The organism is Micromonospora sp. NPDC005171 (assembly GCF_040608575.1).
In the GTDB taxonomy this organism is placed as follows: Bacteria; Actinomycetota; Actinomycetes; order Mycobacteriales; family Micromonosporaceae; genus Micromonospora.
In genome coordinates this window covers 47802-69967 of sequence record NZ_JBEXIM010000027.1, presented here as the reverse complement: position 1 = coordinate 69967, position 22166 = coordinate 47802, and the positions used below count along the sequence as shown (strand labels likewise).

At 70.9% G+C, this 22166-nt stretch carries 17 protein-coding genes; 6 read left to right on the top strand and 11 right to left on the bottom strand.

What is annotated here, in order from left to right; all coding sequences use genetic code 11:
- Positions 1-93: 93 nt before the first annotated feature.
- The 6 genes from ABZU74_RS25225 to ABZU74_RS25200 are packed head-to-tail and all read right to left on the bottom strand — an operon-like array spanning position 94 to position 5339.
- A complete protein-coding gene (locus ABZU74_RS25225; RefSeq protein ID WP_355428467.1) occupies positions 94-1179 on the bottom strand; it encodes a hypothetical protein in 1086 nt (361 codons plus the stop codon).
- 57 nt (positions 1180-1236) lie between these two features.
- On the bottom strand, positions 1237-1680 hold the full coding sequence (locus ABZU74_RS25220) for an OsmC family protein (RefSeq protein WP_355428464.1): 444 nt from the start codon (positions 1678-1680) through the stop codon (positions 1237-1239).
- A gap of 25 nt (positions 1681-1705) precedes the next feature.
- Complete coding sequence (locus tag ABZU74_RS25215; protein ID WP_355428462.1) at positions 1706-2104, bottom strand: VOC family protein; 399 nt, start codon at positions 2102-2104, stop codon at positions 1706-1708.
- Positions 2105-2149: 45 nt separating this feature from the next.
- On the bottom strand, positions 2150-3889 hold the full coding sequence (locus ABZU74_RS25210) for a multicopper oxidase family protein (RefSeq protein ID WP_355428460.1): 1740 nt from the start codon (positions 3887-3889) through the stop codon (positions 2150-2152).
- Entirely contained in the window at positions 3886-4338 is a 453-nt protein-coding gene (locus tag ABZU74_RS25205) for a DUF6220 domain-containing protein (RefSeq protein WP_355428457.1), read from the bottom strand. Before ABZU74_RS25205 ends, ABZU74_RS25210 begins: the two co-directional genes overlap by 4 nt.
- Positions 4339-4349: 11 nt before the next feature.
- Positions 4350-5339 carry a carboxymuconolactone decarboxylase family protein gene (locus tag ABZU74_RS25200; protein WP_355428454.1) on the bottom strand — a complete coding sequence of 330 codons (990 nt, stop codon included), beginning with the start codon at positions 5337-5339 and terminating at the stop codon, positions 4350-4352.
- A 144-nt stretch (positions 5340-5483) separates the two neighbouring features.
- Here ABZU74_RS25200 and ABZU74_RS25195 point away from each other — a divergent pair, with 144 nt between their 5' ends.
- The 4 genes from ABZU74_RS25195 to ABZU74_RS25180 all read left to right on the top strand — a co-directional run bounded on the left by ABZU74_RS25195 (position 5484) and on the right by ABZU74_RS25180 (position 9754).
- A complete protein-coding gene (locus tag ABZU74_RS25195; protein ID WP_355428451.1) occupies positions 5484-6614 on the top strand; it encodes a sensor histidine kinase in 1131 nt (376 codons plus the stop codon).
- A 55-nt stretch (positions 6615-6669) separates the two neighbouring features.
- Positions 6670-7332 (top strand): response regulator transcription factor, encoded by a 663-nt coding sequence (locus ABZU74_RS25190; protein WP_355428448.1) that lies wholly within the window; start codon positions 6670-6672, stop codon positions 7330-7332.
- A 106-nt stretch (positions 7333-7438) separates the two neighbouring features.
- Positions 7439-8152 (top strand): hypothetical protein, encoded by a 714-nt coding sequence (locus ABZU74_RS25185; RefSeq protein ID WP_355428445.1) that lies wholly within the window; start codon positions 7439-7441, stop codon positions 8150-8152.
- A gap of 75 nt (positions 8153-8227) precedes the next feature.
- A complete protein-coding gene (locus ABZU74_RS25180) occupies positions 8228-9754 on the top strand; it encodes a gluconokinase (RefSeq protein ID WP_355428443.1) in 1527 nt (508 codons plus the stop codon).
- Here the strand turns inward: ABZU74_RS25180 and ABZU74_RS25175 are convergent.
- The 4 genes from ABZU74_RS25175 to ABZU74_RS25160 are packed head-to-tail and all read right to left on the bottom strand — an operon-like array spanning position 9732 to position 13847.
- Positions 9732-10622, bottom strand: a complete 891-nt coding sequence (locus ABZU74_RS25175; RefSeq protein WP_355428442.1) for an ABC transporter permease — start codon at positions 10620-10622, stop codon at positions 9732-9734. The two genes, ABZU74_RS25180 and ABZU74_RS25175, sit on opposite strands and share 23 nt — an antisense overlap.
- A complete protein-coding gene (locus ABZU74_RS25170) occupies positions 10622-11521 on the bottom strand; it encodes an ABC transporter permease (RefSeq protein ID WP_355428439.1) in 900 nt (299 codons plus the stop codon). Before ABZU74_RS25170 ends, ABZU74_RS25175 begins: the two co-directional genes overlap by 1 nt.
- A complete protein-coding gene (locus ABZU74_RS25165) occupies positions 11518-12630 on the bottom strand; it encodes an ABC transporter ATP-binding protein (RefSeq protein ID WP_355428436.1) in 1113 nt (370 codons plus the stop codon). Before ABZU74_RS25165 ends, ABZU74_RS25170 begins: the two co-directional genes overlap by 4 nt.
- Positions 12627-13847, bottom strand: a complete 1221-nt coding sequence (locus ABZU74_RS25160) for an extracellular solute-binding protein (protein WP_355428433.1) — start codon at positions 13845-13847, stop codon at positions 12627-12629. Before ABZU74_RS25160 ends, ABZU74_RS25165 begins: the two co-directional genes overlap by 4 nt.
- Before the next feature lie 186 nt (positions 13848-14033).
- Here ABZU74_RS25160 and ABZU74_RS25155 point away from each other — a divergent pair, with 186 nt between their 5' ends.
- Positions 14034-15116 (top strand): LacI family DNA-binding transcriptional regulator, encoded by a 1083-nt coding sequence (locus ABZU74_RS25155; protein ID WP_355428431.1) that lies wholly within the window; start codon positions 14034-14036, stop codon positions 15114-15116.
- A 148-nt stretch (positions 15117-15264) separates the two neighbouring features.
- Complete coding sequence (locus tag ABZU74_RS25150; protein WP_355428428.1) at positions 15265-18726, top strand: alpha-glucuronidase family glycosyl hydrolase; 3462 nt, start codon at positions 15265-15267, stop codon at positions 18724-18726.
- Positions 18727-18819: 93 nt separating this feature from the next.
- Here ABZU74_RS25150 and ABZU74_RS25145 read toward each other — a convergent pair whose 3' ends face one another.
- Positions 18820-21819: a glycoside hydrolase family 95 protein gene (locus tag ABZU74_RS25145; RefSeq protein ID WP_355428425.1), complete on the bottom strand. Its 3000-nt coding sequence runs from the start codon at positions 21817-21819 to the stop codon at positions 18820-18822.
- Positions 21820-22166: the final 347 nt, after the last annotated feature.

Here is a 22166-nt window from a genome sequence, read left to right as displayed (position 1 = left end):
CTACGGGAGCGCTCCCATACCATCAACAACATCTATCTCTTGGTTGGCACCAACTGTCGACTCCGCAGTGCGACCGGCCCGGAGCGACGCTGGTCAGACGACTGTCAGGGTGAGGGCACCGAACTGGTCGCCCCGCTGCACGTAGTGCGGCAGATAAAACTTCCAGGTCACCGTCAGCTTCCGCCCGGCCCGCATCGACGCCGGCACCTCGGCGACCATTTCGAACACGGCGCTGCTGCCGGCAGGGATCTGCGGGAGCGGGCCGCAGTTCAGCCGGTACAGCTGGGCCGAGTTCACCGCGTCGTTCGTCGCGTCGCCGAGCGAGAACCGTTCCACCAGGTAGGCCGGGCAGGGGTTCAGCGCGAGAGGGCCGTCGGTCGGGTTGCCGAGCGTCACCCGGAAGGTGAGCCGAGACCCGGCCGCAGCGGTCGCCGGCCCCTGGACAGCGACGGTGAGCTGGTCCAGCGGCGAGGACGGGGGCCTCGACACCGCAACCGGCTCGGTGAACCCACTCGCGGACAGCGTCCCCCGAGCCCGAGGGTTCACCCCCTCCCCCTGCGGACAACCGGGACGCTCGTCGACGGTGACCGGCGCGTGCACAGTGCCGCCGTCGTGCGGAAGCTCGATCGCGAGCTCCAACAGCACGACGGGCGGCTGACAGAACGGCCCGGACCAGTCCAGGCGCAGGCTGGCGTGGCCGCCGGCCGGCACAGCGACCACCCGGGTGCGGGCCTCCTCGTTGATGCCGTGGGTGTAGAGCATCGGAACCTCGCGGCCGCCAGCGAGCATGGTCGTGGGCACCTCACCCTGTAGGGTGCACTCCACGGTCGACGAGTTCCGCACGTCGACCTCGCCGATGAGCTTGCCGATGGCGGCGTCGAAGCCCCGGGGGGTCTCACCGCCGGTGCCGGGCCGCGTCCAGCCGGTGAGCCGGCCGGTCAGCTGCTCCGCTCGGCACGGCTCGCTGCCGGTGGCCGGCGCCCTCGGGGCGGTGGGGCGACCGTTGAGGTCCTCGTCGGTGATCTTCAGGTCGGCCCACGGGACGCTGCCGTCGGCGCGCAGCTCGGTGGGCGCCGGCTGCGCGACAGTCGGGTCCGAGCGACCCGGCTGGGCGTTCGGCTCGGCGCACGCCACCGCCGTGGCGAGGACGATCAGCAGTGGCACCAGTAGTCGACGCATGCCGTCATCCTCACCCGAACGAACCGCATGGACCTGAGTAGCCGGGCTCAGCGACGATCAGCCTCCGCTGGGCCCCGGTGCCTCGGCGATCACCACGGGAGTGCCGAGCTCGACGGTGCGGGAGACCGTGCACAACCGATCGTGCGACTGCTGCAACGACCGGGGCAGCGCCGCGCGGGCCGCGTCGCCGTCCGCGCCCTCCGGGAACGTCACTGTGAACTCGACCCGCAGGTTCCGCATCCGGTTTCCGCCGGCCTCGTCCCGGATCTTGTCACCGGTGACGGCGACGGTGAACTCGGTCGGCTCGGCGCGACGGCTGGTGATGTGGTCCACGTCCACGGCGGTGCAACCGCCGATGGCGGCCAGCAGCAGCTCCACCGGCGTGAAACTGCCGTCCTCGCCGGTGCCCAACGACACCGAACCGCCCCGGGAGTTCCGCACGACGTAGTTGCCCAGGCTGGTGCGCTCGATCGCCACCGAGCGGAAGGTGTCGTCAGTCATGCCAGAAAACTACCGGCATCGCTGATCAGACGTCGGCCTCGAGGGCGAAGGTGTTCCCATCGGGGTCCTGAAACCAGGCGACGCGTCCACCGCCGGCCCGCGCGGTGATCCCCCTGGCGTCGTGTGCCAACTCCGGGTAGCGGACGAGCTCGACCCCCGCCGACGCGAGTTCGTCAACTGCCTGGTCGATGTCGTCGACATACCACGTCGCCAGCGTCGCCGGGGTCTTCCCGGCGGTGACCGACTGGTACACGTTGAGTGCCGGCCCGCCACCGGAACCATAGACACGGCTGCCGTCGACGACGGTCGCGCTCGGCCCGGACCGCAACACCGGTAGGCCCAGCTTGCCTTCGTAGAACGCGACCGCCGCCGCGATGTCCGACACGGCGACCGACGCTCTGAGGTGGTACGCGCTCAAGGGCATGAACCACCCTGGCACACGGACGAGAGCTGTCGGTCGACCTCGCGATCACGAGTACATGAGATGCAGCGTCATCCCGGCGTCGGCGTGCGCCAGGTTGTGGCAGTGGTTGGCCCACATCCCCGGGTTGTCGGCCCGGAACGCCACCCTCCACACCTCGCCCGGTCGGACGTCGAACGAGTCCAGCCACAGCGGGCTTCCGGCCGCCGGCTCACCATCGCGGGACAGCACCAGGACGTGGTGGCCGTGCAGGTGCCACGGGTGCACGACCTGCGACCGGTTGACGATCGTGAACAGCACGACGTCGCCCAGGCGTACGACCTGCGGTGGGATGTCCGGGTCAGCCGCGCCGTTGACGGTGTGGGCGTACCGCGGCAGCAGTTTTCGCAGGTCGATGCCGCGATCGAGCACCAGGGTGAACGTCTTGTCGAACCGGGGCCAGGGCACCGCAGCGGTCGCGCCGTAGCCGAGCGGGTCGAGCACCGGCCAGGCGCCGGTCGCCGTCGACACCGGGCCGGTCGAGTAGACCGCGCGTCCGTCGACGAACAGCGCCACCGGGTTCGTCGGCGCGGTGAAGGCCAGGTCGTAGCGGCCCCCGGCCGGGATCAGCACGGCGGTGTCCACCAGCGGCGTCGGACCCCGCAGGTCGACGCCGTCGATCGCAGCCACCCGGAACGCGGTCCCGGCCACTGCGTACCGGTGCGTAGTGCTGTCGGTGTTGATCAGTCGCAACCGCACCGGTACGCCGGCGTCGACCTGCTCCACTCTCGGCGCGGGCAACGGACGGCCCGCCAGGGTGTGCACCGGCACCGTGACGTCGAGGCCGGTCACCAGCCCCGGTCGCACCACCAGCACCCCGTAGAGACCCATCCGCACGCCGACGTCGGAGGCAGAGTGCGTGTGGTACCAATACGTCCCGGCCTGGTCGGCGCGGAACCTGTAGACGAACTCCTGCCCGGGCCGCACCGCCGCCTGCGTCACCCCAGGCACCCCGTCCTGATCGTTCGGCACGTCGTACCCGTGCCAGTGCAGTGTCACGCCACGCCCGATGTCCCGGTTGCGCAGCGTCACCTCCACCACGTCACCGACGGTGGCGGTCAGCTCCGGCCCGGGTACCTGCCCGTTGAACGCCCAGGCCGCGACGTTCCGGCCGCCCGCGTCCACCGTGGCGGTCCCGGCGGTCAGTGTGAACCGCCGGGAAGGTTCGTCGGCGATCCGGGTCGCCGGATAGGCATGGTCGTGCGGAACGGCGGGCGAGACGCCCGGGGCGACAGTGAGCCCCACTCCGGTCACCAGCGCCGCGACCGCCACCGCGAGAGCCACCCGGGACACCGTCCGGGACTGGCGCGCGCCGAGGGCCCGCCCCGAGACCACCGTCGCCGCCACGACCCCGGCGACCGCGAGCAACCCCGCCCCCGGCGACGCCGGATAGCCGTGCAGGACCGTCACGAGCAGGGCGCCGCTCGTGGCGTACCCGGCGAAGAGCAGCGGGACCGCGACGGCCCGGATGTCAGCCGGGGGCCGCAGCAGCCGCGGACCGACGACGCCCACCGCCACGAGCGACAGCGGGGCGGCGATGAGGACCTTCTCCGCGGCGAACCACCAGCCGGCGCGGGCGAGGGCGGTGATCGTGATCGCGCGGGCGAGCGTGGCGATCAGCGCGACGGCCGCCAGTCCCAGTGCGAACGGGCGGCGCCGGGCGGCGGACGCGGCGCCCCCACCGAGCCAGGCGGCGGCCGCGAGGAGCGCGATCACGAGGTCGGCCGCGAGCAGCGACCCGGTGGTCATACCGGCTCCCCTTCCCGGGCGACCACCCCGGCCGCGCCGGCCGGCACCGGGAGGGCCAACTGTCGCGCCGCCCGGTGCACACCGACAACGACGTGCACCACGATGATTCCGTTGAGCGCGTGCAACCCACCGATGGTCAGGCCGAGCGGGGTGCTGACACCCGACGCGTCGGTGAACGCCTCGGCGAGCATGGCGATGAGCGGCTGGAGGACGACGAGGCCGATCGGCAGGGTCGCCAGCCCGATGAGCCGGCCCGGCGCCTTTGCCAGCGCGGCGAACACTGCGGTGAGCAGTGTGAGCACCGGGATGACCGCCATGCCGTTGACGCTGTGCAGCGCGTACGCGTCGTCGCCGGCGGGTTTCGTGAACCCGCCCACGGCGGCGAAGACGAACTGCAGGGCGAACGCGACGAGCAACAGCGCGCTGATGACGACGAATGCCTTGCGCATGGGGTTACCTCCTAGCGGCGCGCCGAGGCCAGGGCCCGGGCGACATGATCGGTGGCCGTGATCGCCCCGTACGCGACCAGGCGCACGAGGTCGGCGTCGGCCGGGTGGGAGAGCCGCCAGAGTGCGACGTCGCCCGGGCTGATCGCGCTCGGCGCGAACGCCGCCAGCAACGCGATCCGCGTTCCGATGCGGTCCGTGCCCGGCACATCCCGGACCAGGTCGATGGCCCAGTCCGTGGGCCGGGCCGGGAACCGCCCGTCCTCCCAGCGCACGGTGGCCGTGACGGTTTCGCGTGCCACGTCGCCCAGCAGGTCCCCGCCCCGGGTGGCGGTGTTGCGCAACGACGCGTAGGCGACGCCCACCGGGCTGTCCCCCGCCCAGGCGGGTGCCGCCGTCGCGTCGGCGTCGACGAGCGGGAGGCTTCGGCCGGGCTCCTTCGACTCCCGGGCCGCCTTGGCGTAGAGCCGACCCCCGACCGAGCGCACCAACGGAGACCGTTGCAGGCCGCCGGGGAGCAGATCGGGGTCGAGCAACGCCGAGACGACCCGGTTGATGAAGTGGAAGGCGAGCAGGGTGCCGGTTGTCTCCGGGCGGTACGGGCTGGTCCAGTCGGCGGCTCTGGGGCTGCGGCTCGCCTGCGCCCAGCGGACGAGCTCGGCGTGCCTCGGCTCGGAAGGCGTCTCACCCCGGGCGACGGCCTCGGCCAGCCTCCCTTCACCCAGCGCGTGCAGCAGCAGCACGTGCGCGTCGACGCAGAACTGACAGCGGTTGACCCGGGACACCGCAGCCGCGACGAGTTCGCGGTCGACCCTGGGCGCGTCCCCGGCGAGGAGCGCCTCGCGCATCAACGCCCAGGTCGCGGCCAGCACCTCCGGCACGGCGGACAGCGCCTGGAACGTCGGCAACGGCCCGAGAAAGTCGTCGCGCAACTGTTGGTAGACCGCCGCGGTGCGGCCGGTGGCCGCCCTCGGGGGTGTGGGAGTGAAGAAGCGATACGTCATGGGCTCGATGCTCGCGGCGGCGGGCCGGGAAAGCGTCGTTCCGCCGCAGACACTTGCCGCGCCGTGGATACCACGCCCGTGGTACACCGCAGGTACCACGCGCGCGGGATGCTCCACCGACGACAGCCGTTCTACAGTGCGACCATGCGCCGCGACCTCCCGTACGCCCTCGGCGGTCTCGCCCTCGGCGTCCTCCTGCTCGGCAACGCCGCGCTCACCCCGGACGCCGCGCCGGTCGAGGTGCTCGACGTCGCCCTGGTCCTGGCCATGGCGGTGGGCCTGGCCGCGTGCCGGCGCTACCCGGTGGTGGCGCTGGGCGCGGTCACCGTCGCCATGCTGGCCGTCCATCTCCGGGTACACCCCGGGGTGTCCGCCGCGTTTCCCGTTCTCGGCGCGGTCTACCTCACCGCCTGGCAGGGGAAACGGTCGGCGGCCGCGGTTGCCAGTCTCGTCTTCCTCGGTGGCTTCCTGGCCCGCGACATCTCGATGGCGCCGCCCGGCCAACCGGGCCAGTTGATCGTCGAACGGACGGCGCTGCTGCTCGGCTGGTTCGTGGCGGCAAACGTCGCCGGGCTCGTCGGGCGGCAGCGCCGGGCCTACCTGGAGCAGGTCGAGCAGCGGGCGATGGAGGCCGAACGCACCCGCGAGGAGATGGCGTTGCGGCGTGCCGGGGAGGAACGCCTGCGCATCGCCCGCGACCTGCACGACTCGCTGACCCACAGCATCTCGGTGATCAAGGTGCAGGCCGGCATCGCCGTGCACCTGGCCCGCAAGCACGGCGAGGCACCGTCAGCCACGCTGCTGGCGATCCAGGAGGCCAGCAGCGCCGCGATGCGGGAACTGCGCACGACCCTCGACGTCCTGCGCGCACCCACCGACGGCGATCGCGTCGGGCTGGCCCGGGTCGACGAGCTGGCCCAGCGGACCCGGGCCGTCGGCGTGCCGGTGCAGGTGACGGTCACCGGTCAGCGCGGGGACCTGCCCGACGACGTCGACCAGGCCGGGTACCGCGTCATCCAGGAAGCCCTCACCAACGTGGCCCGCCACGCCGGCCCCGCGACCGCGCACATCCAGGTGGCGTACGCCCCGGCGGAGCTGACCGTCGCGGTCACCGACGACGGTCAGGCGTCCCCGGCAGAGCCGCTGACGCCGGGCGTGGGCCTGCGCGGCATGCGGGAGCGGGTCAGCGCACTGGGCGGCACGCTGCGGGCCGCCGCGCACGACGACCATGGATTCACCGTGCGGGCCACCTTCCCGCTGGACGGCGCGCGATGACGGGCCGGCTGAGCCAGGCCGAGCCGCATCGCGCCCGCCGGCCACAGGAGCCCCGATGATCCGAGTGCTGCTCGCCGACGACCAGGCGCTGATGCGGGCCGGCTTCCGGGCACTGCTCGACGCCGAGGACCACCTGGAGGTCGTCGGGGAGGCGACCGACGGCACCTCGGCCGTCCACCTGTCGCGATGTCTGCGCCCGGACGTCGTCCTGATGGACGTGCAGATGCCGGGCCTGGACGGCATCGAGGCCACCCGGCGCATCGCCGCTGATCCCGACCTCGCCGCGGTCCGCGTTCTCATCCTCACCAACTACGGGCTCGACTCCTACGTGTTCGCCGCCCTCCGAGCGGGCGCCAGCGGCTTCCTCCTCAAGGACGCCGACCCCACCGACCTGCTGCACGCCGTCACCGTCGTCGCGCGCGGAGACGCGCTGCTCGCGCCGACCGTCACTCGCACGCTGATCAGTGAGTTCGTGGCCGGCCCACCGCCGGCCGTGCCGACGGCCGGGCGCGACGTGCTGACCGCCCGGGAGCAGGAAATCGTCGAGCTGGTCGCGCGCGGGCTGACGAACGACGAGATCGCCGCGCGGATGGTGATCAGTCCGCTGACCGCCAAGACGCACGTCAACCGGGCGATGACGAAGCTGCACTGCCGCGACCGGGCCCAGCTGGTCGTGTGGGCGTACGAGTCCGGGCTGATCACGCCACGTCGCCGGTGACCGCCGTCTGCGGGAGCGGAGTCGATCAACCCCCTTGGGAACACGAGGGAGGGTCGACGCACTAGCATTGCCGCCGTCCGCAACGGCTCTGCTGAATCGAGGCGACATGCGTTGGCTCCGTCGGTTGCTGGGCGGTAGGCGAGTCCAGCTCGACCCGGGACGCCAGCAGGCGCTGCTGCACGACGTCCAGTCCCGGTACGGCTCCCACGCGCGGATTCGGTTCACCGAGCAGGTCGAGGCGCTCACCGGTTCACTCGACAGCGACGACGGCCTGGTGGTGGCGACCCGGATCGTGAGTCAGGTCGCCGACGAGGCCCACATGGACCTTCAGGCCCAGGCCCATGAGATCCACCGACGGACGGGCCGGCGGCTGCTGGTGCACCGCCGTAACTACCGGCCGCTGTGGAAGGAGGCGGGCCCGGCCCTGCGCTGGCCGCTGTTCGCGTTGCCGTGCGGATTCCACCCGTACGCGCAGGTGGCCGCCGCTGTCACCGTGCTCGGCAGCCGGGCGCCCCGACTCGACCGGGTGACCGACCCGAACCCGTTGCTGACCCGCGTGTTCGAGGTGCTCGACCTCACCACGTCCGGCTGGGAGTACGGCCGGGTGCGGGTGGACACCGACGCCGCCGCGCTGGCCGATCGACTGATCTCCAGCGCCGGTCAGGTCCTCGCGGCCATGGACGACCCGCCGCGACTGCCGCCCGCGGTCCGTGAGCTGATGCGTCGCAACAACACCGTCGCCGTGCACGATCCGGCCGGCCCACGGGCGGTCGGCGGGATCAACCTGGGCGCACGGATGCGGGAGGAGTTCCTGGTCTGACAGTGGCGGAGCGTCGTGACGACAACTGTGCGCAACCGCTTGCCGGCCCGCCGAACACCGCTCGACCATGTGCGGATGGGGCTGGAGCGTCGGATGATCGTCGGAGTCGACGTGGGCACCACTGCCGTGCGGGCGGTCGCGTTCGCGCTGGACGGCACCGCACGACACGTCTCGACGCGGGAGTACCCACTGCTGGAGCCGATGCCCGGCTGGCAGGTACAGGAGCCGGACGTGCTCATGGCGGCCACCCTGGCGGCGATGTCCGCGTGTGTGGCCGGCACCGCCGGGGCGGAGGTGGTCGCCGTCACGCTGAGTTCCGCCAGGTACGGCCTGATCGGGCTGGACGCGGCGATGACGCCTGTGACGCCGCTGCTGACCCGGCGTGACACGCGGTCGTCGGAGGCGGCCCGTGAGTTGCGGTCGTCCGGCCAGAGCCGGGAGCTGCACCGGTTGACGGGGACACCCGTGCACCCGAGGAACCCGCTCTGCAAGCTCCTGTGGTTCGCCCGCCACGAGCCGTACCTCTGCACGGCGACGCGGTGGTGGGTCGGCCTCAAGGACTATGTGGTCCATCGGCTCACCGGGATGTTGGTGACCGAGTTGTCCTCGGCATCCGGAACCGGGATGTTCGACGTGCACCGTCGGTTGTGGAGTCCCGCCGTACTCGATCTCGCCGGGGTGTCCGAGAGTCAGCTCCCGCCGGTCCTGCCCACGACGGCGGTGTTGCCGATGTCGCCGACGGCCGGGCGCGCTGTCGGCCTTCCGTCGGGCACGCCGGTCGTCGTGGGTGCGGGAGACGGTCCGTTGCGGAGTCTCGGCGCGGCGGCGATCGACCACGCAGTGGGTGGTCTGACGCTCGGGGCCACCGGGGCCCTGCGGACGGTCGTCCAGGCTCCCCTCTCCGACCCGGTGGAGACGTTCTCCTGCGGTGCGTTGACCGACGACGCCTGGGTCGTCGGCGGCGCGGTCAGCAACGGCGGCAACGTCGTACGGTGGGCGGGACGTGTCCTCGGTGACGACAGCGCCGCGCCGGCGCTCCTGGGTCTCGCCGGGCGGATCGCACCGGGCAGCGACGGCCTGGTGATGCTGCCCTACCTGCGGGCCGACGAGGCCCCGCCGGAGGGCTGTGCCCCGCCGGGCGCGTTCCTCGGGCTGCGCAGCGAGCACTCGCGCGGGCACCTGGTCCGGGCCGCGGTGGAGGGCGTCTGCCTGCAACTCGGTGGTGTCCGTGACCGGCTGGCCGAGCTGACGCCGATCGGCAGCGTACGCCTCACCGGCGGTGCCTTCCGGTCTCCGCTGTGGCGCGAGGTGATGGCGGCGGTCCTGGACTGCCCGGTGCGCGTCGCGGGTGCGGCCGACCACGTCGCCCTCGGCGCGGCGGCACTCGGGCTCTTCGCGATCGGCCACACCTCCGATCTTCAGACGGCGGTCACCCAGCTCGATCCCGGGGTCGCCGCCGGCGAACCCGTCGCTGTCGACCCGGCCCTCGCCGCGACCTATCGCGGTCTGCGGACGAGGCTGCCCGCGCTCATCGGTGTCGCGAATCGCCTGGGTGAGATCCTCGACGCCGGCGCGGGCCTCAGTGCTCCGGCTCGTCCTTGACCTGCGCCACCAGCTGGGTCGGGTTGACGTAGCGCAGCGCGACGACGAGCAGGACCAGCATCATCGAGGTGTAGATGACCGCCATGGCGTCGACCGACTGTTGGGCCCTGATCCCGGACGCGGACATCGAGTAGTACAGCGCCACCACAAGGGTCTGCGAGTCGGGCCCCGCGGTCAGGAAGGTGAGCTCGAACATGCCCACGGTCCGCACGAGCACGAGGATCGCGGAGGCGAGGATGCCCGGCACCAGCAGCGGTGTGAGGACCCGGAGGAACACCGTCCGCAGGCCCGCGCCGCACATCCGCGCGGCGCTCTCGATCCGGGGATCGATCTGCTCGATGAACGGGGTCATGGTCAGGATGACGAAGGGCACCGACGGCACCAGGTTGGCCAGCACCACCCCGGACAGGTGCCCGGCCAGGCCGAACTTGTAGAGGACTGTCGCCAACGGGATGCCGTACGTGATCGGGGGCATCAGGATGGGCAGCAGGAACACCAGGAAGATCAGCCGTTTGCCGGGGAACGAGCGCCGGGCGAGAGCGTAGGCGGCCGGCACGCCGATCACCAACGACAGGCCCACCACGAGTACGGAGACCTCAAGCGTCACGACGATGACCTGGAGGAGCGCGAACTCTTCCCAGGCCCGGGCGTACCAGTTGGTGGTGTAGCCGTCCGGGAGCCAGGTGTCGAACCACCGCTGGCCGAACGAGCTGACCAGCACGGACGCCACCACGCCGAGCAGGTTGAGGAAGAAGAAGATGACGACGCCCCACACGACCCAGGCGGCCGGCCGGGCGGCGATGCGCCGCCGCCGGTCGGTGCTGGTGGCGGTGGGCCGCGCTGGTGGCGCCTGGGTGGTCGTCGCCATCAGCCCTTGCCTCCCGTGGAGGCGGTGTAGAAACGGCCGCGAGCGGCCAGCACCACCGCGATGATGACCAGCTCGACGAAGCCCATGATCATGGCGATCGCCGACGCGTACGGGTAGTCGTACTGCTCGTAGGCCGCCTGGTAGGCGGCGAGGGAGATGACCCGGGTCTCCCCGGCCGGGTTGCCGACCAGAACGGCCGACGGGAACACGCTGAACGCCAGGACGAACGTCAGGCAGAAGGTCGTGGCGAGGCCGGGCATCAGCAACGGCAGGGTGATCCGAGTGAACCTGTGACGCCAGTCCGCGCCCAGCGTCGCGGCCGCCCGTTCCAGGGTCGGGTCGATGCCGGACAGGTACGAGAGCACCAGCAGGAACGCGAACGGAAAGCCGGTGATCACCAGCGAGAAGAAGACTCCCCAGTAGTTGTGGGTCAGCCGTACCGGCTCGTCGACGAGGTGGGTGGCGAGCAGGATCCGGTTGAACCAGCCGGTCGGGCCGAGGAAGTTCAGCAACCCCTGTGCGGTGAGGACCGTGCCGAGCGTGATCGGCACGACCAGCAGCGTGGTGACCAGCCGCTTGCCCCGGAACCGGCCGCGCATCCGGTAGGCGATCGGCACTGCGGCGAGGACGTTCAGCAGCGCGGCGGGCAACGCGATCCGCAGCGTGATCCAGATCGTGCCCCGCTCGTAGGAGTCGGAGAAGAACCGGGCGTAGTCGCTGAACGGCCCACCCCTGGTCGGCTGGAACGAGAGCGTCAGCCCGTAGAAGAACGGGTAGAGGAACAGGGCGATGACGAAGACCAGGGCCGGGACCAGCAACCAGAGCTGACGATCGACGCCCCGCTCGGCGAGACGGTGCTGCCAGTGCGCCAGCGGCCTCCCGGGCCCGGCGCCGCTCACCGCGTCGCCCCCGACGCGTCCGCGAGCCGGTCGGCCGCCGCCGACGCGTCGGCGGGGTAGACGAGCAGCCGCTGCGGGTCGACGGCGAGCTTGACCTGGTCGCCCGGCGCGATCCGCTGCTCGGTCCGCAGGTGCAGCAGCAGCCCGGTGTCGGTGCGGGCCTCGGCCGCCAGCTCGCGGCCCTGATACTCCACCACCTCGACGGTCGCCGACATGGCGTTGCGGGTCTCGCCGGGCCCGTCCACGCGGATGTCCTCGGGGCGTACCGCGACCACGACGTCCACCCGGGTCTGCACCTCCCCCACCACCTCGCCGAGCAGGCGGTGGCCGGACGACTCGACGGTGGCCCGGGCGCCGTCCAACCGCTCCACCTGGCCCCGCCACAGGTTGCGGTAGCCCATGAAGTCGGCGACGTGCCAGTTCGCCGGCCGGGTGTGCAGCTCACGAGGCGAGCCGATCTGCTGCACCCGCCCCTCCCGCAGCACCACCAGCCGGTCGGCCAGGGAGAGTGCCTCCTCCTGGTCGTGGGTCACGTAGACGGTGGTGAGCCCCAGCGACTGGTGCAGCCGACGGATCTCGGTGCGCATCTCCAGGCGCAGCTTTGCGTCGAGGTTGCTCAACGGTTCGTCCATCAACACCAGGGACGGCTCGAACACGACGGCGCGGGCGATGGCGACGCGTTGCTGCTGGCCACCCGAGAGCTGACCGGGCAGCTTGTCGACGTGGTCCTCCAGTCGCACCAGCCGCACCGCCTCCTCCGTACGCCGGCGCGTCTCCTCCTTGGGCAGTCGTCGCATGCGCAGCCCGAAGGCGATGTTCGCCCGGACCGTCAGGTGCGGGAAGAGGGCGTAGCTCTGGAACACCATGCCGAAGCCGCGCCGCTCCGGTGGCAGCGTGTCGATGCGGCGCTCGTCCTGCCAGATGCTCCCCGCCGTCAACGGCAGCAGCCCGGCCAGGCAGTTCAACGCCGTCGACTTGCCGCAGCCGGACGGGCCGAGCAGGGCGATGAACTCCCCTGCCCCGATCGTCAGGTCCAGCTCGGTGAGCGCGGCCTGGCCGCCGAACCGGCGGGACACCCCGTCCAGCCGCAGCTGGGAGAAGGCGCTCATCCCTGCTTGACCTTGCCGCCGCCGATCTCGCGGTCCCAGCGGCTGAACGCCGCCACCAGGCTCTTCGCGTCGAGCGGGACCTCGGTCGGGTTGCCGGCGATCAGCGCGTCGTACTCCGGGCGACCGAACTCCCGGATCGCGTCCTGGCTCTTCTGCGGCGCGGACGAGAGCTGGACCTCCTTGATCGCCGGACCCGGGTAGAAGGAGCCCTCGTCGTACGCCTTCGCCTGCTGTTCGGGGGTGAGCATGAACGCCAACAGGGCCAGCACCGCGGCCTGGGTGTCGGTCGACACGCCCTTGGGCATGACGGCGTAGTGCGCGTCGGTGACCCAGTGGAAGCCGTCGATCGGGGTGATCCTGGCCTCCTTGGGCACCGTGCCGAGCACCCGCGGGTTGATGTCCCAACCGGTCGTGCTGACGATCAGGTGCGCGGTGCCGTTGGCGAGGTTCTTCATCGTCTCGGTGGTGCCGGACGGGTAGTAGTCGACGTACTGGCCCAACTCCTTGAGGAAGGCCCACGTCTTGTCCCATCCCGCTGTGGGGTCCTTGGGGTTCGAGTCGCCGAGGATGTAGGGCAGACCCATCAGGAACGTCCGGCCCGGGCCGGAGTTGGCCGGGCGGGCGTACTGGAACTTCTTGGGGTTGGCTCTGGCCCAGGCGAGCAGCGCCTGGGCGTTGGTGGGGGGCGAGGCGAGGCGGGACGGCAGGTATTCGAGCAGCGGGCCGGACGGGTAGTAGGTGACGGTGACGCCCGCGTTGCCGGCGAGCTGCTGCATCGCGGCGGCCGGTGCCAGATAGTCGCGCATGCCGCCGAGGCGGTCCTGGAAGGTCGGCAGCACGTCGATCCAGAGCCCCTGCTCGATTCCGGCGGCCAGGCCGTCGACGCCGGTCAGCACGAGACCGATGTCCACTCGGTCCGCCCCCTGCTGGGCCTTGATCTTTCCGGCCAGCTCGGGCGCCGGCGCCTTGGAATAGGTCACTCGGGAGATCACGTCGGGGTTCTTCGAGACGAACTCGTCGATCATCCCCTGGGTCAGCTGGAGGTTGCCCGCCACGTCGAGGACGTTGAGTGTGACGGCCTTGCCGGGCCGCTGTGGCACTTCGCCGGTGGTGTCGCCAGCGGTGTCACCGGGAGCTTCGGGTGCCCCGCACCCGACCGCGCCCACCAGGAGCGACGATGCCGTGACCAGGAGAGCTCCGCGCCGCGTCATACCCATGAGCCGTTCCCTCCGCCAGGTGTCATCAGTGCTGATTGAGGCAGCCGGCGCGCCGCGGCGGCAACGGGTTGCCATGTATTGCCTCGCGCGAATGCGATCGGGGCAGCTGGATTGTTGCCGGGGCATTGCCGAGTATTCACCGTGGCCATAGCATGATCACGGCGCGTAGCCGGGAGGAGCATGAAGATGCCCGACCACACCAGGCCGCCGGGAACGAGAGTCACGATCTACGACGTCGCCCTCGAAGCCGACGTCTCACCGTCCACTGTGTCCCGCGCCTTTTCCCGACCGAGTCGGGTCAACTCCGAGACCGCCGAACGGATTCGGCAGGTCGCCGAGCGGTTGGGCTACCGGACCAACCCCCTCGCTCGTGCCCTCACCACCTCCCGCACCCAGATGATCGCGCTGGTCATCGCCGACATCACCAACCCGGTGTACGCCGAGATCGTGCGCGGCGCACAGGAGGCCGCGACCGACTGCGAATACACCACGGTGCTGATCGACGCCCAGGAATCCGACCGGCTGGAACGGGCGGCGGTCGAACGCACCATGTCGACGGTCGACGGCATCGTGCTGGCCAGCAGCCGGATGTCCGACTCGGCCATCCGGATGGTCGCCAAGCAGCGGCCGGTGGTGGTCCTCAACCGCGCTCTCGCCGATGTGCCCTGTGTCGTCACGGACAACCCCCGTGGGGTACGGCGGGCCGCCGAGCACCTCGGTGAGCTGGGGCACGACCACATCACCTACGTCGCGGGGCCGCAGGCGTCCTGGCCCAACGGCGTGCGCTGGCGGTCGTTGCTCGAGGCGGGCATGGAGCTGGAGATCAAGGTTCGCCAGATCGGGCCGTTCAGTCCCACCATGGCGGGCGGGGAGCGGGCCGCGCAGGAGCTGCGGGCGCGGCCGGCGACGGCGGTACTCGCCTTCAACGACCAGATGGCCATCGGGATCATCCGCGGCCTCAGCCGGATGGGCGTCAACGTTCCGGGCGACGTCAGCGTGGTGGGTTTCGACAACATCCTCGCCGCCGACATCGTCACCCCCGGGCTCACCACCGTCGCGGCGCCGCTCTACGCGGAGGGCTCGGCCGCGACCCGGCACCTGCTCACGATGATCGAGGGGGCGCCCGGGCACACCGGCCGGCCGATGACCCTGCCGGTCCGCCTCGTGGTCCGCGACTCGACGGCGGCGCGCAACCCGAGCCCCGGTCGGGCCCGACAATCGTGGGTACGGCAGCGGTCCGCTACCGACTCGGCGGCCCACCTGCGGTGAGGGCCGTACGGCCCCGCGACAAGAAACGACAACTCGTTGCCGAGCCGGAGCCGCGCCGACGACGATCGACGCGCATCCATCCGTCAACGTCGTCGCGCTCGCCGGACGGGCCGAACGGCGTCCCCAGCGGACGAACGAGGAGTTGGCGATGAACCGAGCTTCGGTGCCCCGACTACGGCGCACCCTCATCGTGCTGGGCACGGCGATCGCCACGGTCGCGGCCACCGTCACTGTCGCCACCACCGCACCGGTCGCCGCGGCCCCGCCGCCGGCCGACTACAGCGGCTCCGACCTGTGGCTGCGGTACGTGCCGGTCGACGACGCGAAGCTGCTGCGCGACTACCGCCGGACGGCGACGGCGATCGTGGTGGAGAACGCCGACGCCACGACGGTCCACCGGCACACGACGGACCTCGCCATGGCTCCCGGTTCGACCGAGAAGCTGGTCGAGAGCACGCTCGGCGCCGCCCGGGACGAACTGGTCCGCGGCCTGAGTGGGCTGCTCGGTCAGCCGACACCCGTGGCGACCGTCGTCGGCGGCACGGTCCCGGACGGCGCGGTCGTGGTGGGCACGCCGACGAGTTCACCGCTGGTGCGCCGCGCCGTCGCGGGCCGCGACCTGGCCACTGTGGGCGACGAGGGTTACCTGGTCCGCTCGGTGTCGACGGGCAGGGCACGGTTCACCGTCATCGCCGGCAACACCGACCTCGGCGCGCTGTACGGAACCTTCGCCTTCCTGCGGCTCATCCAGACCCAGAAACCGATCGACCATCTCCGCGTCGCGGAGTCCCCAAAGATCAAGCATCGTTTGCTGAACAACTGGGAGACCGAGCGTCTCTACGCGGGCAACAACGCCTCCGGACTGGGCGGGCTGCACGGGGAGAGCGGGGCGATCTTCAACTTCGCCGCGACCGGAGCCAGCGCCGGCCGGAACCTGCCCGTCATCCTCGACCGCTACCTCGTGATGGCCCGCGCGTTGGCGTCCCTGGGCATCAACGGGATCACCATCAACAACGTCAACGCCGACAACGCGTACCTGACGAGCGCCCGCATCGCTCAGGAGGCCGCCCTCGCGGACGCGCTGCGTCCGTACGGCATCAGGCTGGGCTTGTCGATCCGCTACACCGCGCCGACCGACAGCCGGTTCGCGCCGGACACGCTCACCAACAGCCAACTCGACCCGTACGGCGCCGATTTCCGGGGCTGGTGGCACCGCCGGGCCCAGCAGATCCAGGCCGCGATCCCGGACTTCATGGGCCTCACCGTCAAGGCCAACTCCGAGGGCCAGCCGGGGCCGCAGGACTTCGGGTACGACCACGGTGACGGCGCCAACGCCATCGCCGCCGCTGTGGCGCCGCTCGGGATGACAGTGCACTGGCGGACGTTCGTCTACAACGCCGAGGTCGACAACGACCGGCTCAAGCGGGCCTACCTGGAGTTCGGGCCGATCGACGACGAGGTCCAGCCGGACGGCAGCCGGGGACGCTTCGCCGACAACGTGTTCCTGCAGACCAAGAACGGGCCGCTGGACTTCCAGGCCCGGGAGCCCATCCACCCGATGTTCGGCCGGATGGAGAACACCAACCAGGCCTTGGAACTCCAGATCACGCAGGAGTACACAGGCCAGAACTGGATGCTGGCCTACCTCGGCCCGATGTACGAGGAGATCCTCAAGACCGACACGTACGCGACCGACGCGAACGGGAAGCTGCTGAAGAAGCGCCTGGTCGGCAACATCGTCGACGGGACCGCCCAGCACCACCCGGACACCGCCATCGTGGGTGTCGCCAACCTCGGCAACGCCGACAACCTGACCGGGCACCACTTCGCCCAGGCGAACCTCTTCGCCTTCGGACGCCAGGCGTGGGACTGGACGCTCGACTCGACGGACATCGCGACCGACTGGACGCGGATGACCTGGAGCAACGACCGGCGCGTCGTCGACACCATCCGTTCGATGATGATGGGCTCGTGGGAGTCGCTGGTCAGCTACCAGACGCCGCTGGGCATCGGCCACCAGTTCGCCGAGGGCGCCCACTACCGTCCCGACCCCGCCGACTGGGCCGGCCGCGACGACTGGAGCCCGATCTACTACAACAAGGCCGACAGCGTCGGTCTGGGCTTCGGCCGCTCCCCCACCGGCAGCAACCTGGCCGCCCAGTACTTCCCCCGGTTGCAGCAGCGATACGGGAACATCGACTCGGTCCCGGAGAACCTGCTGATGTGGTTCCACCACGTGCCGTGGGGCCATCGGATGGACAGCGGCCGGACGTTCTGGGATGAGCTGGTCTACCGCTACCAGATGGGCGTGCAGTATGTGACCTGGATGCGGGAGACCTGGGACGCGCTCCAGCCGGACATCGACGCACGCCGGTTCGCGGAGGTACGCGCCAAGCTGGCGGTCCACGAGGCGGACGCCGCCGACTGGCGGGACACCTCGGTGAACTACTGGCAGGAGTTCAGCGGGCGGGACATCCCGGTCGACGACGCGCCGCTGTCGGCGACGATCGTCGTGAACGGCAGGACGTACGGCGGCTTCAACCTGTCGGACACCTCGTACACCATTCCCGTGCCGGCCGGGGCGTCGCCGACCATCACGAAGGTGCGGACGGCCGACCGGAAGGCCCGCTACGAGATCGTCTCCCAGGCCGCCGGCGTACCCGGTCAGGCGGTCGTCAAGGTCACGACGAAGGGCTTCTTCGGCCCTCTGGTGAAGAACTACGTCTTCAACCTGGTGCCCGACACGACGCTGACGGCGCTGCGCGTCGACGGCAGGCGCCTGACGTCCTTCGCGCCGACGGTGCTGCGCTACAACGCCCTCGTGCCGGCCGGCACCACGACCGTGGCAACGGTCACCGCCACCGCCGCCGACCCCGCCGCCTCGGTCGCGGTCGAGCAGGCGGCCGGCCCCACCGGGCAGGCTCGGGTCACCGTCGCGAACGGCGGAGCGTCGTCGATCTACACAGTGGACCTGAACACCACCCTCACCGGCAGCGACGAGTTCGACTCGACCCAGCTCGGCCCGCAGTGGCAGTGGGTCCGGCCGGACGAGGGCAACCGTCGTCTGGCCAACGGGTCCCTGGTCGTCACCGCCCAGCAGGGCGACCTCCAGGGCACCGTCAACACTGCGAGGAACCTGGCCCTGCAGGACGTCGACGGCGACTGGACGGCCGAGTCCCGGGTGGTCTTCTCCCGCCCGCTCACCACAAACAACGAGCAGGGCGGTGTGCTCGCGTACGCGGACGACAACAACTACGTGAAGCTTGCCTGGGAGATGGCCAACGCCACAGCGGCCGTCAACAAGGCCCGGATCGTCTTCCTGCGCGAACAGAACGGCACCGCGTCCACCCTGGAGATCACCGGAGCCGACGCCCAGCGGATCGTCGGGGCCGACGGCGCCATCTGGCTGCGACTGACCAAGATCGGTGACAGCTACCGCGCGTACTACTCCAGTGACGGACGCGTCTACCGCTACCTCGGTTCGACGACGCTGAACGCCGAGCCGACGAAGGCCGGGCTGCTGGCCTTCAACCGGGCCGGCACGTCCACCGACCTCGACGTCGCCTTCGACTACTTCCGGATCGAGAGCCGCGGGGAGCGCATCCGCTGAGCATGCGAACCACCGCGGCACCGACAGCCGTGACCGGGCCCGTCCCCAAGTTGGGACGGGCCCGGTCACGCTCCCCCGAGCAGTCCGTTGCCGTCAGCCCCCGATCGCGATGGCGAAGATGTGCATGGTCGGCACGTTCGTCGCGGGTCGGGCACTGATGTTGGGCAACACGACCGAGGCCACCGCCTTGCTCTGCAGCGCGACACCCACGTAGTAGATGCAGGCCGCGGTGGCCTGGCGGACGTTGTTGGGCCGGTTCTGGTACGCGGACACGATGGCCGCGGTCCCCCCGGCCTGCGGACCGCCGTACCAGTCGGGCGAGCTGAGCGTGAACGTCTGGCGGGTGCCGTCGGCGTAGACCACGGTGCCGGTCCCCGACACCGCGCCGTAGGTGCCGGTGAGCAGGAACCCGAGGGTGCTCCCGGTGCCGGTGACGCCGATGGTCTGGCCCGAGGCGATGGCGTTGTCGGCTGCCCCGGAGCTGACGTTGGGCCAGCGGAAGTTGACGCCGTTGCGGCTCACCGTGCCGCCCGGGCTGGCGCCGGCCTGCGCCAGGGCCTGCGCGGAGAGCGACGCCCCACCGCCGTCGAAGTTGCCGACGTTGGTGTTGCTGTCGCTGGTGATGCCGACGTTGCTGAAGCTCTGCTCCAGCGTCGGTGTCGCGGCACCGGAACTGGTGACCCGGTAGGTGCGTCCCGCCTGCACTGTGACGTCGATCAGGTCGGACTCGATCCGGGTGGTCCGGGCCGCCGTGCCGTCGGCGGTGTCGACAACAGTGACGGTGCCGGTCAGGATCCGGGAGCGCAGCCGGACGGTGCCGGCCCGGTCCGGTCGGATGAGGATCTCGGTGGCCAGGCCACTCGCCCAGGTGACGCCGACCGTGTGCCCGCCCCGACCGCGCAGCCCGGTCACCCGCCCGCTGGGCCAGGCCGGCGGCAGCGCGGGCAGCACGTGCAGCTCGCCGGTGTGGCTCTGCAGCAGCATCTCGGCGATGCCGGCCGTGGCGCCGAAGTTGCCGTCGATCTGGAACGGCGGGTGCAGGTCGAACATGTTGGGCGCGAGTCGCGCGGTGGTGGCGAGGTAGCGGATCAGGTCGTGGGCCCGCTTGCCCTCCTCCATCCGAGCCCAGAAGTTGATTTTCCAGGCCAGCGACCAGCCCGTTCCGTCGTCGCCGCGCAGAGCGAGGGTCCGCCGGGCCGCCTCGAACAGCTGCGGGGTGCCACGCTTGGTGATCTGGTTACTGGGAGCCAACCCGTACAGGTGCGAGATGTGCCGGTGGTTGGGCTCGGTCTCCACCCAGTCGTAGAGCCACTCCATGATGTTGCCGCGCGAGCCGATCTTCATGGGTGGGAGCCGGTCCCGGGTGGCGCGAACCTGCGCCCGGAAGGTGCTGTCCACGTCGAGGATCTCGCTCGCTCGGGCGCACGCGTCGAACAGGTCCCGCAGGATCTGGTTGTCCATCGTGGGGCCGGCGCACACGCTGGCGTTCGCGTGGTGGCTCAGCTCCGGGGAGTTCGACGGGTTGGTCACCAGGTAACCGAGGGTCGGCTCGGTCACCAGGGTGTTGAGGAAGAACTGCGCCGCGCCCTTCATGGCCGGGTAGTTCGTCCGCAGGAACTCGATGTCGCCGTTGAACAGGTAGTGGTCCCAGATCAACGTGGACAGCCAGGCGCCGCCGGTCTGCCACATGCCCCAGAACGCGCCGTCCACCACCGCTGTGGCACGCCACGCGTCGGTGTTGTGGTGGGTGACCCACCCGCTGGCGGCGCCGTACTGCACCTGGGCGGTCCGCGCTCCGGTGACGGCGAGGTCCCTGACCATGTCGAAAACCGGGTTGTGGCACTCGGCCAGGTTGGTGGTGTTGGCCGGCCAGTAGTTCATCGGCAGGTTGGCGTTGATCGTGTACTTCGAATCCCAGGAGGGGGTCAGCGAGTCGTTCCAGATGCCCTGGAGGTTGGCCGGCTGGGTGCCGGGCCGCGAGGACGAGATCAGCAGGTAACGCCCGAACTGGAACAGCAGCGCCGAGAACTGCGGGTCGTTGACGGTGTTGTGCTGGGCGATCCGGACATCAGTCGTCTGGTCGGCCGCCGACGTGCGGCCCAGATCGAGAGTGACCCGCCCGAACAACGCCTGGTAGTCGGCCACGTGCCGGCTGCGCAGCTGGTCGTAGCTGCTGGCCCGCGCGGCGGTGAGGCGCTGCCGGGCGATGCCCTGGTAGTCGCCGCCGACGTTGCGGTAGTTCACGTAGCTGGAGCCGATGGAGATCAGCAGGGTCACGCTGTTGGCGTTGGTCACCCGCAGGGTGCCACCGGAGCTGGACACGCTGCCGCCGCTGACGGTCGCGTTGGCCAGGGCCAGGAAGCGGACCGCGCCGGTGACGCCCTCCATGGTTCCGGAGACGCCGTCGAGTCCGATCGTGGTGCCGTCCGGGCTGGACACCGTGGTGCGCTGCGGGCTGTCGAAGGTGGCGGTGAAACTGATCGAGCCGGTCCGGTCGGCGGTCAACCGAATCGCGATGACCTGGTCGGGCGCGCTGGCGAACACCTCCCGCTGGTAACGAATGCCGTTCAGCACGTACGTCGTCGTGGCGGTGGCGGTGGTGAGGTCGAGCGTCCGGTTGTGCTGGGAGGCCCCACTGGCGGAGCCGAAGGCGAGCCGGAGGTTGCCGACGGTCTGGTAGGCCAGCTGGCCGCCGGGGTTACCCATCATGGTCTGGTTGATCAGATCCTGGGCCTGGGTCCACTGGTTCGCGTTGACCAGCCGGCGGATCTCCGCGAGCGCTGCCGCGCCTCTGGGGTTGCTGGGGTCGTGCGGGCCGCCAGCCCAGACGGTGTCCTCGTTGAGCTGCAGTCGCTCGGTGTCGACGTTGCCGAAGACCATGGCGCCGAGCCGGCCGTTACCAATGGGCAGCGCCCGCAGCCAGTCGGTGCCGGCCCCTTCGTCGTACCAGAGGGCCATGTCCCCGGCGGCCAACACCTGCGGCGGCGCCACCGAGTCCGCTCGCGCCACGGCGGTCCACGGCACCGGCAGGAGAGCGCCGCCCGCACCGGCTGCGCCGATCTTGAGGGCTTGCCGACGGGTCAGGTCTGACATCGATCCTCCAAACGGTGACCAGTCCGGCCACCCCGAAGCGTGACAACTATGGGACTCGACATGGGGATCCGCTTGGTGGAGCCAACCGGGACCCTGCCTGAGCAGGCCGACGCCGGGCTGCGGCGAGGCAGACATCTGATGTGTTTCGGGAAGGTTACTCCGGGGCCACAGAATAGGCAATGGTCGATCGATGGGTGGACCCGCGCCCCTCTGGCCGGTCAGCACCCCGCAAGGGCGGGTGCGCAGCGGCGGGCCGACCCGGCGCGGCACGACGATTCGCCAGATCGCCGCACCTTGCCACCCACCCCGTGGGACAAACATCAGATGTACGGCTGTGGGCGGCCGAA